Source organism: Pararobbsia alpina, assembly GCF_965118125.1.
GTDB lineage: Bacteria > Pseudomonadota > Gammaproteobacteria > Burkholderiales > Burkholderiaceae > Pararobbsia > Pararobbsia alpina_A.
In genome coordinates, this window is sequence record NZ_OZ221287.1 from 518,591 (window position 1) to 533,915 (window position 15,325).

Sequence of the window (15,325 nt, forward strand, 5' to 3'; positions counted from 1 at the left end):
CGTGCGTCTCGTTGCTACAAAGCAGATGATGCCTGATACCCACAACCGCGCAAATTGGGATATTGCCTTCCGCTCGCTATTCATAATAGCCTCGCACGGGGTTCACACACCGAGTCGCCAAGAAAACTCTCTCCGCGAGGAGTGCGTTAGAAACTCAACGGGACACATATGAAATTCGAGTTCGGGGACCTTTACAAGTTTGTGGTTTCGGCGGGTTTCGTATTGGTGGGTGCGGCCGTCATAGCATTCTGGCTTTTGCTAAAAGAACCCTTTGATTTGACTTTGAAAGATACCGACATTAGGGCATTGACGCCCGTCGCTCAGCAGACGGTCCGACGTCGCCAGGAAATCGTGGCGGACCTCGTTGCATGGTCCCCTTGGGTCGCGCCCGCATTCGTAGTCGCGGGGCTAGGTCTCGTGGGTTACGGACTGAGACGCTGGAGGAATCTCCAATCGATGTCGGACGAGCTCGCCGACCTCAACTTGCAAGAGAAGCGTGCTTCGATACGACCCAAAACGGAAGACGAAATCGCCGGCATTGATGGAATGGATAGCTCCGACGCAGGAGACGAAGCCGAAACACCGATGGGTGGCTTCGCGTCGACCTCTCATAAGTTTGAACAGGAGCTGACTTCTCGGCTACTTGCCTCGCTCGACGGCGAGTACATTGCGCAACCGCGAATGATGGTCGCGGACGTTGGCGTCGATTTGGTATTGCGAGCGAAGGCGCTGTTGAGAAAGGACATCCTCGTGGAGGTCAAGTACATACGAAAGGGATTCAACGAAGGGTGGCTGACCCAGGTTGGCCTAAAGATGCGCTCGGCCGCTCTTTTCTATCAATCGGCCGAGAATCGAATCCCGAATACCTGCTTAGTGGTTGGCGTCGCGGACGATGCATGGAGCAAGAGGAACTACAGTGAAATCGCGAAACGCGTTAGCGTTGCGGCGCCGCACCGGTCGGCGAAACACATAATTCTTGTAGCGCCTGAGAGTCAACTGCTCAGAATGCCCCTCAGTGTGTTGCGAAGCGAACTTGGAATCGCCCCAAAAACGGCTTGACCGTTCGCGTCCGCCGTTGCTTCGTCAGGCGGCATTGCATGCTCAACCTCGCATACCAGCGGATGAACCAGCGGCCATGGCTTGCTGGTTCTACAGCATTAGTTAGGGCTCTTCGCGGTGTGCTTCACGACCGATTCCCAATGCGGAGGGTCGGATTCTTTGACTGCGACACCGCCGCTAGCCGGAGGTACGAAGACTTGAACCGAGCTCTCGGTGCATACCTTGCCGCCGACTTGAGCACCGATGGAATACGGCTTTCCAGCGTACAAACAAACGTCTTTGCTGTTCACGTTGGCCTCGGCCGTTGCAGCCTGCGCTGTGCCGACGGACGAAAGAGTGATGCCGGTGAGAATGAGAAATGCCTTCTTCATAGTTTCCTTGTGAACCGAACGTAATACTTCGTCGGTTGCCCTGGTTTTTTGAATAGTGTCACGACGCCGGAATGCAAACGGCACGCGAAAAAATCAGAGTCATTCCGAGTACTGACTCGTGTGCTATCGGCGCACGATAGCTATTTCTTTAACAACAAGCGACGCTGTGGTGTCACAGTGCGGACGCATGAGGCCGTTGGTGTGCTGACCCAACGAGTGGTAACGACTGTCGATGTTGGCAAAGAGGAAACTCGAGTTCCTTCGGGGAGTACGGTAGCCATCAGCCTCTTGCCGCTGCGGCTTGCTCCCGGGGTAACTTACATCGCCGCGTAGCTAGCCTGAGTTTCCCGCTCAACGCACCTCGAACAGACCTCGCGACTGTGGGTACCGTTCGACATATTCCCCCGTTAAGTCGCCGAAAGCGCGATTTAACGGAGAAATTTGTCGAACAAGGCCCGTCCCCCGGCCCTCCACCGGACCGACGTACGTCTACTTTTTCTGCGCTAACTCAATCCACCGATTCGGGCCTTGGGCCCTCCATCGCCAAGTTTGCCTGCTCGATTGGAAGAGCAAAGCGCAGAGTGAGCTGCTCATTGCCAATTGAAGAGGCGGCGGCACTTTGGGTGAGCCAGTATCGGGCGATCGTTCCCGGTCTCCCGGGCACGCGCACTCGCGATGAGCGCACGTCCCAGCCGAGGTTGCGAAGCCGATTGACGTACGCGGCCAAGCGCCAATGAGCTGTGCCGAAGGAGATTTGCGTCAGGTGTTCGCCGGCGACCAGCCGATGGAGTACTTGCCCAGCCAAAGAGCCTCGGCAGGGCCACGCCGGAGTTCCCGGCTGCATGAAAAGGTCTTGAGAGTGTGAAGACATCGTCTTGTTCCTGTCCGCAGGTGCGGTCTGTTGATGACGATGCCTATTTGATTTCCCCTCTTGGTGTCCCCCGCAAGCGTCCCCTTATCCCCCAAATTGGGGGCGCTAATCTACGTCTTTGATTGTTTTGTCTTTGCGTAGGCGTTCCCACGCCTTTTCAAACACCTTGTCCGTAAACTCTGGCAGCTTTGCTCGGATGGCCGCTTTTATTCCCGACTTCCCACTCTGCCACTTCGGAATTGCTGCCGGGTCGTGCCCGAGTCCCCTGATGACACGCACTATCTCCTGCTCTTGGAATCGGTGTCGTTGAAGCGGCTTTGATTGCTGTTCGGACTGGCTCTGCGGCGAGTCCAGAACATCTTCGACTTCAATCGTCGATGGTTCGAAAAAGCGATACGCTAGTTTTGGCTCATTCTTCGCGAGCCACGAGTTCAGGTCACCCCAATGAGCCTCCTCGTAATACGGACGAACCTCCCGACCATTGCCGTAAACGTACCGGGCTGACTCTCCTGGGCCGTACGTGGGAAGGTCACCGCGTCGAGCGGCATCACACAGCTTTTCGACAAGCGGGCCGAAGCGCTCGCCTGAGTCGGCAATCTGCCTGGCCGCTTCGTTCAAGGTGAAACGCCCGCCGGCCTGTCGGTCTAAGGCCTGGCGGGCGACCTTGTCTGAATTCGCTTTCGTACTGGCAATCGTTTCTCGTATGCGTTCTCTCTGCGCGCCGGGTGCATCTTGCCAATCGTCGACGGTCAGGCCAATGGTCGATAACTCACGAGCAGTCGGCGCGTCGATTTCTCGCGGCTCCTGCGATTTATCGTCGCTGCCGCTTGTGTGAGCACTGGAGACCGCAGGCTTGGCTTCGCGCCACGCGAGGTTGTAGTGGTCCAAGTAGCGCTTAACATCCGCAGTGCGGATGAGCCCGTTCGTTGTGTCTGAGGTCTCAACGCCACCAGTCGTTAAGAGTGAAATATGATTCGCATTGAGCCACTTCGCGATTTGTTGGCCGTGAGCTATCGATGCATCGGACCATCGCGCCTGAGCTTTTGCCATCTCATCGCTCGGCTTAAAGTCACCGACCAATGACCATTCAGGTTTGTTTTCCGCAGCGGCAAACTTGCCGCTCCATTCTTCGAACTGCGACCGCGAGCATGGTACGGGCGGATTACCGCAAATCGAGCGAATTAGGCGCCAGTCCTCGCCACTGAGAATTGAACAGGTCGCCCCTCGAGTGCGGGCCGCCACGGTCTCTTTGCATACGGTGGCGAGCTGTTCGTCGTCGGGAATTGCAACCAACGAGAACGCAATTTGATGGGCTAGCCATTCGACGGAAAGCGGCCGCGCACTCGGAAGAACAACTACGCCGGAGCCGAGCGCTGCTTTCATATCTTCCCTAGTCCGCTTGGACATTTCTTCTTCGATGGAACGCAACCAGGAAGTATCAAAGCCCCGCGCTTGACACCACTTGATAAAGTCAAGCGGCCGTATCCTTGCCGGCGGGCTTTCTTGGCTATACCAAACGCCCAGCAGACGTTTGGCCTCATGAAACGGGTCCTGGCTGCCCATGAGGAAACCGTTATCGAGACCCATCGCACCTTGTTCGGGAATTGATGTGTATAGCTGGCCGTCAATGATGGGCGCCTGTATGCCGCACACGAGCATAGCCGCCGCCTCAGGCGTCCATGTGTCGTACGCGAGGTACTTGCTCAGGGTGGTTAGTTTTTGCATCTCTGGACCGAATCCGTCGCCGAACAGTTTTGCGGGTTGCCTCCGCGACCAGAGTGTTGCCTGCTCCGCGATTACCGCCGACGTGGACAGCGGTGACGAGTCGGGAACAGGCTCGAACCGTACCAATATCTTGAATTGCGCTGCATACCGACGCAGCTCCTCGACGGACATTTCCGAGTCTCCACGATATTCGTCCGTCGGAAGGCGTGTATTCGGTGCGACCACGGTCAACTCACGTCGTCGAATTGCCGTGATGATTGCCTGTCGATGCTCTTTCTCGGCCTGGAGGCGATTGATTCCCGCAATTAACGATGGATTTGTCCAGACGACACCCAAACTCCAATCGAGGTCGGCGCTATCGGCTCGCGCAAGGTAGGGTTCCACTTCCTCGGAGGTAGCGTGGTCGCGCAGTGCAGGAAGGTCCTTCCAAAGGCGTGCCAACACCATCCTGTCATCGTCGTCGATTGGCCAGCCATTCCACTTCGCCATTTCGCCAGTTGCGTTCGGTCGAGCGGTCTTGGTGAAATAGGACACCGTCCGCGGCTCCTGCGCGACTTCAGGATGAAGCGCGCGCGCTAGCAATCGCGCAGCGTCCACAGTGGCAACGTACTCAACGCCTGATGGCAAGACAATTTCAGTTGGCATTTGCATTCGCTATATGTGTGCTTCGCTGGAGCTGACCATACGCTCTTTGCCTGTTCTTGATGACCAGCACTCTTGCGAACGAAAGAAAAACGAGCACGCTGAGCCGCAATGGACTTGGCGCTAGCCGCCGATTGTCAGAATGTTACTGAGGGTCCATCGAGCGACACCGTGAAAGAGTCACAGAAAGCGTGGTTGGCAAGCAGAGCCGCATGCACCGACGCGCTTGACTGCCTTCGTTGGGTGTATGGACAACGCATTGGGCAATTTCACGACTCCCTCCGTTATAAAATAGCCACCGACACAGAAGAGTAGCAAAGGTAATTAAACGCGTCGCTTCCCGAACGCAGCACAACGGAAGTTGTCAGTTTGCCTCGAGTTTGTCTATTAACGGTCGAAGCGCTTCGTTTGCATCGGACTGACATCTTTCGGAAAGGAGTGTCGGCACGTCTTTTTCCGTGCTGTCTTGATTTAAGAAAGGTTGATAGCCGGAAATCTGGCAATGCGATTGGGTTTCCGTTGGCGTGGTCAACCGCTATGATTGCGCGTGCTCATAAACGGCGGAGGCATCTGATGTCTGGAAACGAATTGGTCGTCCAAGTTCCTTTCGGAACGGATAGTTTTGCGGACAATCCCGAGCCAAGATGCCCTTGCTTACTGCTTCTTGATACGTCGACTTCAATGGACGGCGCACGTATTGCCGAGCTGAATGCCGGTATCGCCACCTTCAAGGACGAACTTTCGTCGGATTCGCTGGCAATGAAACGAGTCGAAGTGGCTGTGGTCACTTTCGGCCCGGTCGAGGTCAAGACTCCGTTTCAAACCGCGTCCCATTTCTTTCCCCCTCATCTTGAAGCAAACGGCGATACGCCGATTGGTGCGGCTATTCAACAGGGACTTCAGTTGCTGGCCCAGCGCAAAGTCGAATATCGTGAGAACGGCATTTCGTTCTACCGGCCGTGGGTCTTTCTAATTACGGACGGAGCCCCTACCGACGACTGGAAGGATGCGGCCGCACTTGTTCATGCCGGAGAAAAGGCGAGCTCGTTCGCGTTTTTCGCCGTAGCAGTGGGTGGGGCGGACATGAGCGTGCTCCGTCAGATTTCGGCACGCGTTCCGGTCAAGCTGGACGGGTTGAAGTTCAGGGAGCTGTTTCAGTGGCTCTCGAATTCGATGAAATCGGTGTCGCAGTCGGCGCTGGGCTCAAAGGTTTCTATCGACCCTCCGACGGACTGGACGCTCGTGTGACCTGGAAGACCGTCAGCGCTAGTGCCATCGGTACAGCTCATGTCTCTGCCGGTGATGTTTGCCAAGATACCTGCTTTGTCGACCTGCTCACCAGCGGAGGTGGGCGCTCGTACTTGGTCTGTCTCGTCTCTGACGGCGCGGGCAGTGCCAAATTCTCGGCCCGAGGGGCGGACTTAGCCTGTACGACGGCCATCAACGCCATTCAAGAAACATTGAACGAAGGGCGTGGGCTGGCAGTTAACGATGTCACGCAGTGGGTGGGCGCCGTGCAAGTTGCGATTCAACGCGCCGCTTCCGAAGCCAAGGAAACGGCTCGCGATTACGCATGCACATTGCTGGGTGCGGTGCTTGGCGACGACGAGTCAGTGTTCTTTCAGATTGGTGACGGTGCAATCGTGCTGACCACAGACAGTGCCCAAGGTGTCGTGTTCTGGCCCGATAACGGACAGTACGCCAACATGACTCACTTCGTGACTGACGACGATGTGGCCGAGCACCTGCAAGTATGCAGCGTTCCTCTGCATGCTCAGGAAGTCGCGCTGCTCACTGACGGGCTCCAACGTCTTGCCTTGGTGTTCGAATCGCAGATGCCGCATTTCGCCTTCTTCGACCCCATGTACGGTGTTTTGCGAGGCAAAACGCCAGAGGATTGCGACGCGTTGAGCGCGCAGCTTTCGCTGTTTTTATCCGGGAAACAGATTAACGACCGAACAGATGACGACAAGACGTTGATACTTGCGACCCGCAGGACCGCATAAATGGAGCTTTTTGACGGACAGGGTCGCAAAGTCTCGCTGGGAAACGAACTAGGCCGAGGGGGCGAAGGTACCGCGTTTGACGTACTGCTTCCTGGCGCTAACTTGGCAGCGAAGCTTTATCACGGCCCGGTCTCGAAAGAAAAGCAGGAAAAGCTCCGTGCAATGGTAGCGCGTTCGGACGACCGCCTAAAAGCAATCGCCGCGTGGCCCCTAGAGACTCTGCATTTGACCCGACAGGGTCCCACCATCGGATTTGTTATGCCGAAGGCAGTCAATGCTGAGCCGCTGCATCACCTCTACGGTCCTGGCCATCGAAAACAACAATTTCCGGACGCTGATTGGGCCTTCTTAGTAAATGCTGCGCGCAATGTCGCTGCGGCCTTTGCAGTGCTTCATGCTTCGGGCTGCGTGGTCGGCGATGTGAATCCCAATCTGGTTTTTGTCGGTCGCAACACGGTTACGCGACTTATCGACTGCGATTCGTTCCAGTTCTCGAGCGGAAACAGAGTCTTCGGATGCGAAGTTGGTGTACCTCTGTTTACCCCGCCGGAGTTACAGGGGCTGTCGAGTATGCGCGACGCAATGCGAACCGTGAACCACGACCGGTTCGGCCTCTCTCTTCTAATTTTTCACCTCTTGCTCATGGGGCGGCACCCGTTTTTTGGCGTTTATTCAGGCCGAGAGGACATGCCGCCGGAAAGGGCTATCAAGGAATTCCGATACGCCTTTTCCAGTCCCGCGGGCAGCCAGGGAATGCGCCCTCCCCCCAACACAGTGGGGCCGGAAATCTTGCCGCCGAGCATGGTCGCAATGTTCGAACTTGCGTTTTCGAAGGCTGGCGTACAAAGTAACGCGCGACCGACTGCAATGCAGTGGGTGACGGCGCTGGACGGGCTGAAAAACCAGCTTCGTACGTGTAGCACGGACTCGGTTCACAAGTACTACGCAGGCATAGGAGCGTGCCCGTGGTGTCAACTCGAGAGCCGAACCGGCTTCGTCTGTTTCATCAATATGCTCGCGGGAAGCCCGGGACCGGGTTCGTCATCGTTTGATTTAGCTAGGGCGTGGTCCAACATATTGGCAATTGCGTCGCCCGGAACGGCGGCCGCCCCTTCGTTCGTCAGGCCGAAGAATTTGAAGGCAAAGGCGTTGCCGGCCGAGATGCGAAGGGCGCAAACATGGAGGCAACTCCGCCCATGGATTGCCGTGGCGGTCAGTGTCGCCGGCATCGCCGCAGCCCAGCAGTATGCAGTGCTTTTTCTGGTGCTCTCGAGTCTATGCTTCATATGGGGCAACGGCGCGGCGCCCGAAAGAATCCAACGCAAGGCTGCTCTCGACCTAGCTAATAAGGTGTCGGCGGCCGCGTGGTCGCAATGGGCGAGCGCCGCCACGGACAAGTCCTTCCAAGACAACTTGGAGGAGCTAAAGCAAACGCGGCGAGAGTACGAAGAACTCGGCCAACGACTGGCCCAGGACAAGCAACGACTTCATTCCAACGCGCGCGAGATTCAGCTCCGGAACTATTTAGAACGCTTCTTCATCTCGGACCACGACATCCCCGGGATTGGTCCCACGCGAAAGGCGATGTTGGAGTCGTTCGGAGTGGAGTCGGCAGCGGACGTTTCCTGGAATCGAGTCCGCTCAATCAAAGGGTTTGGCGAGCGCCTCACCGGTGAGTTGGTGGCTTGGCGGAAATCGCTTGAGGCGCGTTTCGTGTTTGACCCGAACAAAGGAATTGCGCCAGCCGATTTGGCCACGTTACAACAGCGTTATGCGCAGCTTCGCCGACAACTGGAAGGGGCTCTCGCAGCAGGGCCCTCTCAACTCACGCAATCGAAGAACAAGCTCGAGCAGCAGCGCGGGTATTTGCGAGAGATGGTGCTGAACGCGGACCTACAGGTCGCACAGGCCGAAGAAGACTACCGAGTCGTCAAATAGACGCGAGCTATCGAGAGAGGCCTTTCAGCCTCAATCCATAACGGCAATTGTTTGTCCGGCATCCTTGTTTGTTAGGCGTTGTCCGCATCTCACGACGTGTTGTCCTCGCCGCCACTCGGCCAGTATTTGTGCGTCACTGGCTGCTACCGGAGTCAATTTCGCGTAGTCAGACAAGTACAAGTATTTTCCATCTGCGGCAACGGCGCCGACCCAAAAAGCTTGGCAGCGAGTCACATCGGGATGCGCATTGGAAGGTGAACTCGCCAATCCAATCTGGGGTGCCGATATCGATGCCGCGGGAGTCGAAGGGTTGACCGCCGTCGTGATGGACACGGGGGCCGGCACGGGCGCTAGACTGGGCGATGGGGCCGTCGTAGGCGGAGTCGCAGCCTGCGTGTCTTCCGCGAGCCAGTCGCGCCGACAGTTGAATTGCATAGTGGGCGAAGCACAGTTCCGCTGATTGACGCGATGTTCGGCGTCATGCACGGCGACCGTCTGCTCCGCCGTCAAGTCCTGATGTCGACAAATGAACGGAGTCACGCCACTTAGACACGTTCGATAGTTCTCCTGTCGCTCGGCCTTCGTGACTTCAGATTTCTCGGCCGCACTCAGCCATACGTGGTTGCACAGCGCCGAGTATCGCCCCTGAATGCATACGGCGTAATTCGCTCGGTGCTCGGCCTCGCTCACTGACTCGATTTGTGGCCCTGTGAGTAAGTCATGCCGGCATAGCGCCGGATATCGGCCAGTCAGGCAAACGTTGTAGTTTTGAGCTAGCTCAGCTTGCTGAACCGCAGCTGCTTGGTCCGGAGTCAATAAATCATGTTGGCATAGGGCGGGGACGCGGCCGGACAGACACGTCTGCAGGTTTGAATTCACCTGCGCTGACGTCGGCATGGTCCAAAAGCCTACCAATGCGCAGAGACTCAAATTCACCAGGACGTTTCTCACGACGCCCCTCCCGGTGGCTGCGGCGAGGAGGCAGGAGAATCTTCGGTCGGATGTGCCGCCGATTCGTCCGTGTCTAGGGCGTAGCCCGTTCCGTTGAACTTAGCGACGAAGGTCCCATCGACCGGGACAATCAAGCCGGTCTTATTCTTGATTTTGCCGGTAATTTTTAGTTCGAGCGGATAGTACGCGCTCTTGTTATCTCGGACAAAGCGAACCTTAGTCCGGTAGTTCTCGCACACGGCGTTGGACCCGTCACAAGACATAGAGGCAGTTGCATCTTCGTATGTCGCAATATTCGCCAACTTGCGAATGCTGGCTGAATCGACGCTGAAGATGCTGATTGACCCACTTGTTTCGCCTTGTCCAGTGTATTCAAACGGGAACACAAGACCAACTCGCCTTTTTCCAATTTCCACGAGTGCGACATTTGTCGTGTCGTACTTGCCCCACGCGCCCATTTGGTCAACGTCCTGAATGGGACCCGCTAACGCTTCGACGCCTCGCTTTGACACGGTTGTGACCGCGACGGACACGACGGGCGCACACGCGTGGCAGTCGTATGCTTGCGATTCGACTGGAACGGAAGTCAGGAGGTAGAGAACCCGAGAGCCAAATGGAAGAGGAATACGCTGGGCCACAGTCGTGTTAAACGAGCCCGACTGGCTCGCAGGAACTGAAACACCGGTGGGTAGGTGAAACGAGTTACCTGGCCGCAAGGCCACGCCGCGCACTGTATCTACCGACTGCAACTCCGGGATGTCCTTCAAGAATGCGTAAGGCTGTGGGCCACTGGGCGTTTCTGCGGCGGGCGCGCTCGCAACAACGGCCGAGGCGTCGGAGCCGGCGCTGGATGTAACGGTAGGTGCGGGAATAGCCGACGAGCTTTGTTGCTTCTCCGAAAAGTGCTGAAGCATCACGAAAAAAGCTATCGCGGCCACCGCCACAAGGAGAAGTGCTTTGCCTTGCCCGCCAACCGCTTTTCCTGCTGCATAGCCGGTTGAGTACCCACCTTGACCTGTTGCCGGCGCACCCTGACCGAGAGTGCGCGTCGATTGATTTACCGAGGGGAGTAATGTCTTGTCAGCGAGCGCGCATACTGAGTCGGCGATGCTTCCTGGGCACTGATGCGAAACAAGAATGCTGCGAATTGGGTCGGCCGCATACCCTTGGGTGCGAAGTTCAAGCACCCATTCAACCATGCTGCTTATAAAAACAAACTCAGCCTCGGCGACCACCGGGGACGGATGATAGCTGCGGGTTCTGCCGGCCGGATGGCGACGGACGTCATACACACCGCGGGCGGTTTCGTCGGCAAGGACCGAATACGCTTCTGCAAGTTGCGAGAAACGACGAAATGAATCGGGCAAGGCATTTCCATGTGCCGGATGAACCTTCGCGGCGGCATATCGGTACGCTAGTTTGACCTCATTCGTCGACGCGTCTTCGCGGATGCTCAATATGTCGTAGTAGTTTTCCATTGCGCAGCGCGAGTGTCGCGGTTTGTGGTTTTTTAATTCATTTTGGATATTGAGTCTATCCAAAGACTCGAGGAAGCAAGGCACGCACGAGGGGCTGGCCGAAGTCCGCCGTCATCAAGCTTCCCCTGTCGGGCGAGGAAGTGCGCTACCTCAGAGGCTGCGACGATGAAGCGTTCGACGAACTCATCTTGAAAGCGAACCTTGATGTGCGGAAAGCCGTCCGACGCGTTTTAAGTTCGCAGACGATTCAACGCTGTACGATTTCGCGACCAAGTTCAGTCCAACACTGAACTCCATGGGCGCTGCGGAAGCGAGCACACAGATGGGCGGAACGACTCCGTACTACGACTTTCAGTATTTCACTTTGTTGCGGCGGGCTGCGACTGGACGAGACGTCGCGCTGCAATTCTTGTACGACCACGTCGGGGACGAACGGCGGGCAAACAACCCACTCGTTTCGAACAGCGTGCAGACCTTCCCCGACCTTATGCAGATTCATCAAGTTGAATGCCGCTCGACATCAGCCCCTATCTCGACGGGCTCACCTTCTTGACGGACGGCCGTGTGGCTGGGCGCCTGCGGCCGCGGCCGCGGCCAGAACGATGTTGCATGGCTTCAAAGCCACTATGATGGCAAGAACGCCGACCGTCAGGCCCTAACCCAACATTGTCGCGCGATGGGCGAGAAATCATGCTCAAAGGCGATTCGCGTGTAACCGTGGCGACCGGACTTGCGCCCGGACCGCTCGCGTGCCGCACTCTTCGCACTACAGGTCACCCAGCATTGCGTTCCCGCTCCGCGGCAACCAGATATGGCTGCCAATGTTCCAAGGTGCGCGGGAGCGTCGGCGCGGCGTTATGACTGTTCATTTGGTCATTCCGCCAGTGGCTGCACTTGCTTTCCCACAACGCAAGCAACCTCTTCGCTTCCTCCACTTGCTGCGCGCTGGCCTCTGGGATGCGAGGGATGGCAAGCAAAATACCTAGCGCGTGACTGTCGCTGAACGGGCGAGGTTCCATCGCCACGGCTGTTTGAAAGGTTTGCCCGCACTGCGGATGTTCGATGGCCGCACGTGCGCTTCGCAACGCGTTGGTGACTTCCAGCATACGAGTTCTCCTTTACGTGTTTCAACCTTGCCGTGTACCCAGCTTCATTCAACGCGTGAGCGCGCTACTGGATGCGCTCGATGAGCGCCGACCAAAAGTGCTCAGCTGCTCCTGATTCCGATAGCTGATTCTCAGTGCCTCGCCCAATGTTCCCGAGCGGCTTCAGGAACAGCCTTTGACTGTCTTCGCCAACTGTCAGAACATCGCTGTAGCTATTGAGGTGCGTCGATATTTGATTCGAGTAGCGGATTTCGCTGTGACGTCGACCGTACCCACCCTGCGATATCGTGCACTCGGCAACGCTCTTGCCACCCTTGTAAACGCTTGCCGTGAAATTACGCGAATCAATCCGTTCGAAGCGTCCTGTGAGCTCGGGATGACGTTCTTGCAGAGCCAACAGCGAGCCTTCGAAGAAGCGCGCCATAAAGCTGAACGCGTCCGAGAGAAAGGTGTCCCGGTCAAGGTCCGAAAACTCCTTTCTCACGCGTAGATTGCTTGAGCGAGGAAGGTACTCCTCCGCCCTGCTTGCGGCCGCGATTGCCACGCGCTGCGCAGGAGAATTTACTGTCCTTGCGGGTGCCGCATCTCTGCTTACCGCCTTTCGAATAGCTCTTGCGACGTCAGCAAACGCTTCGTCCTGGTTGGGCCAAGATGTCACCGGACGAGCGTCAGTCGGGAGCGCCAGGAGCTTTCCGAAAGGCGCAGTGTGCCAGTCGCAGGCGCGCAGGATGACCGGGATGACACGTGCTTCTCCGCTTACGTTTCGCTCAATAGCTCGACTCATCTCTCTCGAATAGCAATACTCTGAAGCGATGAAATTGGCGCTTACGAGGAGCAAGATGACGTCGGCTTGCTCCAGTTGCTCATCAATACTGTCGTCGAGAGTGTCCCCGGCACTGATACGTCGGTCGTGCCAAGTGTCGATGAGCCCGTCGCGCTTTAACATCGCCAGATGCACTTCGAGTTGGTCCCGCAGGGCCTCGTCAACGTGTGAGTAAGAGAAAAATAGGGAAGGCATCTTATTGATTGTTGGCGCGATGTTAGTGGATAAGAAGCCTATTGCCTCTTGGAGGCGCTGCCCCCGCTATGGCAAAGGCGGGTGGGATTGCGCCGCGCGTGGGCTGAAAGAAGAAAGATGGATGCTTTCAAATATTTGGAAACACGGAAGTAGCATCTCATCGCGAAACTCGACCCAACAGGGCGAATGCGCCGTTTATTTCCTTCGACTTCTGTTCCGCGAGCTCACGAAACTCAGGCCCAAGGCTCGCCACTTTGTCCGGATGATATTGCGACATGCGCTGACGATATGCCGTTCGCAACTCGTCGTCCGTGAAGGGCCTTTTGAGCTGAAGCACTCGACATGCTTCGTCGATGAGGTCTTCACGCGTTCGCTCCGTGTCTGCCGCATTTTCCTTTTCACCAGCACTCCGGGATGAGGGGGCACGTCGCTTCTTCTGAACGGTTTCGAAAATGGCGCCAACTATCCAAAATCCTAAAAGGGCGAACACAACGAGAACCGCAATCCTCATTTACTCATCTCCCCGAGGCGCTCGCCGATGAGTGTTTGCAAAGTGGCGATGTGCGCTATTTCGTGCAAATCGTCCGTCACGATACGATGGTCTTCTAGCTTGACGCGCAAGTCTTGAAGGTCTTCCAAGCGCAATGCAGTAGCCGAACGGAGCACGTCAACGAGTGGTACTGTCAATCGATAGTGCTCACTCAAATTCCGAAAAAGCCGCGTACCGAACGGAAGACACAGCAAAGGCTCAAGCAAGACCCTCCAGTGCTTGGCCAAGCGGCGGCGGTCCTCGTCGCCGCCGCCGTACATCAATACGACGGTAGTGCCGACGTACATCAGGTACGCCAGACACGCCAACACCAAAAAAACCCGGTCTGCTCCTCGAACGAGCAGCCATGACGGAATCGCGAAGACTACGACCGCGCTTACGGCCATCAGAATCGGACGCGCGCGACGCATCGAGCGCGCTAACTGGTCCGCGGAGACCATAAGGTCACGCATCGAATTCTCTCGCGCACTCTCGAACACGCCAACCGCCGCCATCGGCCAAAACGAGCGAACCGGGAGCACTACCATCGCCAGACGACGTCCGAATGTTGCTCTCCAGGACGGAAAGCGCAGTCGCACGTCGCCCGGGCCGAGATATGCCACACCCATCCCGGTTGACTTCAGCATCACGAATCCGCTGGCAGTGCACAGCCATATAGCAGCGGCGAGCAAACGGCTATAGTCACCGAAGAACGTGCTCACGTGGTTCGCCGTTTAAAGAGCGATTTGATTCCTGCAAGCGCTGCTACAACGGCCGCCGCTATAAATTTCCAGCCGACAGCCAACATGCCGACAATCCATTTCCATGCACCGGCTTTGACGGCGACGGCCGCGGCACCACCTACAATCAGCCCGGTGAGGCCATATTCCGCTATCTTGTCGCCGCTACGAAACGCTGCGTACTGTTGGTCCGGATGGAACTCGAAGTTGTCGAGTTGAGCCTTGAGTTCCGCGATGGATGCGTCAAGGCTGGCAGGCGCGGTGACAAGCGTGACCGTGGCGACGCCCTCCCGCGAAAGAATTTTCGTGGTGTAGTTGATTACTTGTTGGCCGCCGGATTCCCCTAGCGTCGCCCACGATAGTCGTTTGGTGTCTGGTTCGTAGTGAGGCTCGACCTGCCAACCGATAATGTGGAATTCATTCCAACCCCGCTTTCGCCGCTCCTCGTTTCCAACCTCGGTCGCCCGTTTGAGTTGCTCAAGCACGGCCGCAGCATCGATTTTCTCATCGTCGCTCACATGCCCGGTTTGGCCGTATCTGATTACTGAAAACCATCGGTCAAGCCCTTTTGGCGCATAAAGCCAAGCCTCGACGACCCCGGGATTCTGCATTGACTCCATCAGTCGCGTCGTGTCGTCGCTGTCGAGCGACAGATACCCAGGCTGGACATTCCACGCAGCTACGGATGCGATTTGTTGTGTATATGGGCCGAAGTGTGGATGTTGAACCACGGAGTCATCTGCAGCCCTCGCCGTTGCAGCTGTCAGGCCGAGCGCAAGAATGAATGCGCCCATGAGTTTCGTCGCACGGCAAAGCGTGCTGCAGTCCCGCACCAGTTTCATTTGACGGTCTCCAATCCCCATTTATTTGATGGGCAGCCGGAGGTTGGGA

Annotated in this window: 12 protein-coding genes; 4 read left to right on the forward strand and 8 right to left on the reverse strand. The window is 56.8% G+C overall.

Annotation, left to right across the window (positions count from 1 at the left end):
- The first annotated feature begins 168 nt into the window (after positions 1–168).
- On the forward strand, positions 169–1,059 hold the full coding sequence (locus tag ACMFWR_RS02090; protein WP_413193395.1) for a hypothetical protein: 891 nt from the start codon (positions 169–171) through the stop codon (positions 1,057–1,059).
- Between the two features lie 98 nt (positions 1,060–1,157).
- On the opposite strand, the gene ACMFWR_RS02095 is transcribed toward ACMFWR_RS02090, so the two are convergent.
- Together ACMFWR_RS02095 and ACMFWR_RS02100 are read right to left on the reverse strand one after the other, a co-directional pair.
- Positions 1,158–1,430, reverse strand: coding sequence for a hypothetical protein (locus ACMFWR_RS02095; RefSeq protein WP_413193396.1), 273 nt, complete (start codon positions 1,428–1,430; stop codon positions 1,158–1,160).
- A gap of 976 nt (positions 1,431–2,406) precedes the next feature.
- Positions 2,407–4,671: a hypothetical protein gene (locus ACMFWR_RS02100; RefSeq protein ID WP_413193397.1), complete on the reverse strand. Its 2,265-nt coding sequence runs from the start codon at positions 4,669–4,671 to the stop codon at positions 2,407–2,409.
- A 570-nt stretch (positions 4,672–5,241) separates the two neighbouring features.
- Between ACMFWR_RS02100 and ACMFWR_RS02105 the strand changes: the two genes are divergently transcribed.
- Genes ACMFWR_RS02105 through ACMFWR_RS02115 form a run of 3 tightly spaced genes read left to right on the forward strand, consistent with a single transcriptional unit; the run spans position 5,242 to position 8,612 of the window.
- Positions 5,242–5,916, forward strand: coding sequence for a vWA domain-containing protein (locus ACMFWR_RS02105; RefSeq protein ID WP_413193398.1), 675 nt, complete (start codon positions 5,242–5,244; stop codon positions 5,914–5,916).
- Positions 5,913–6,674, forward strand: a complete 762-nt coding sequence (locus tag ACMFWR_RS02110) for a PP2C family serine/threonine-protein phosphatase (RefSeq protein WP_413193399.1) — start codon at positions 5,913–5,915, stop codon at positions 6,672–6,674. The genes ACMFWR_RS02105 and ACMFWR_RS02110 overlap by 4 nt, the downstream gene beginning before the upstream one ends.
- Positions 6,675–8,612, forward strand: coding sequence for a hypothetical protein (locus tag ACMFWR_RS02115; RefSeq protein WP_413193400.1), 1,938 nt, complete (start codon positions 6,675–6,677; stop codon positions 8,610–8,612).
- Between the two features lie 947 nt (positions 8,613–9,559).
- On the opposite strand, the gene ACMFWR_RS02120 is transcribed toward ACMFWR_RS02115, so the two are convergent.
- From ACMFWR_RS02120 to ACMFWR_RS02145, 6 genes are all read right to left on the reverse strand, one after another.
- Complete coding sequence (locus ACMFWR_RS02120; protein ID WP_413193401.1) at positions 9,560–11,041, reverse strand: J domain-containing protein; 1,482 nt, start codon at positions 11,039–11,041, stop codon at positions 9,560–9,562.
- Positions 11,042–11,814: 773 nt separating this feature from the next.
- Positions 11,815–12,147: a hypothetical protein gene (locus ACMFWR_RS02125; protein ID WP_413193402.1), complete on the reverse strand. Its 333-nt coding sequence runs from the start codon at positions 12,145–12,147 to the stop codon at positions 11,815–11,817.
- Between the two features lie 64 nt (positions 12,148–12,211).
- Positions 12,212–13,165, reverse strand: coding sequence for a toll/interleukin-1 receptor domain-containing protein (locus ACMFWR_RS02130; protein WP_413193403.1), 954 nt, complete (start codon positions 13,163–13,165; stop codon positions 12,212–12,214).
- A 157-nt stretch (positions 13,166–13,322) separates the two neighbouring features.
- A complete protein-coding gene (locus tag ACMFWR_RS02135; protein WP_413193404.1) occupies positions 13,323–13,676 on the reverse strand; it encodes a J domain-containing protein in 354 nt (117 codons plus the stop codon).
- Positions 13,673–14,416 carry a hypothetical protein gene (locus ACMFWR_RS02140; RefSeq protein ID WP_413193405.1) on the reverse strand — a complete coding sequence of 248 codons (744 nt, stop codon included), beginning with the start codon at positions 14,414–14,416 and terminating at the stop codon, positions 13,673–13,675. The genes ACMFWR_RS02135 and ACMFWR_RS02140 overlap by 4 nt, the downstream gene beginning before the upstream one ends.
- Complete coding sequence (locus ACMFWR_RS02145; protein ID WP_413193406.1) at positions 14,413–15,276, reverse strand: DUF2167 domain-containing protein; 864 nt, start codon at positions 15,274–15,276, stop codon at positions 14,413–14,415. Before ACMFWR_RS02145 ends, ACMFWR_RS02140 begins: the two co-directional genes overlap by 4 nt.
- Positions 15,277–15,325 lie beyond the last annotated feature (49 nt).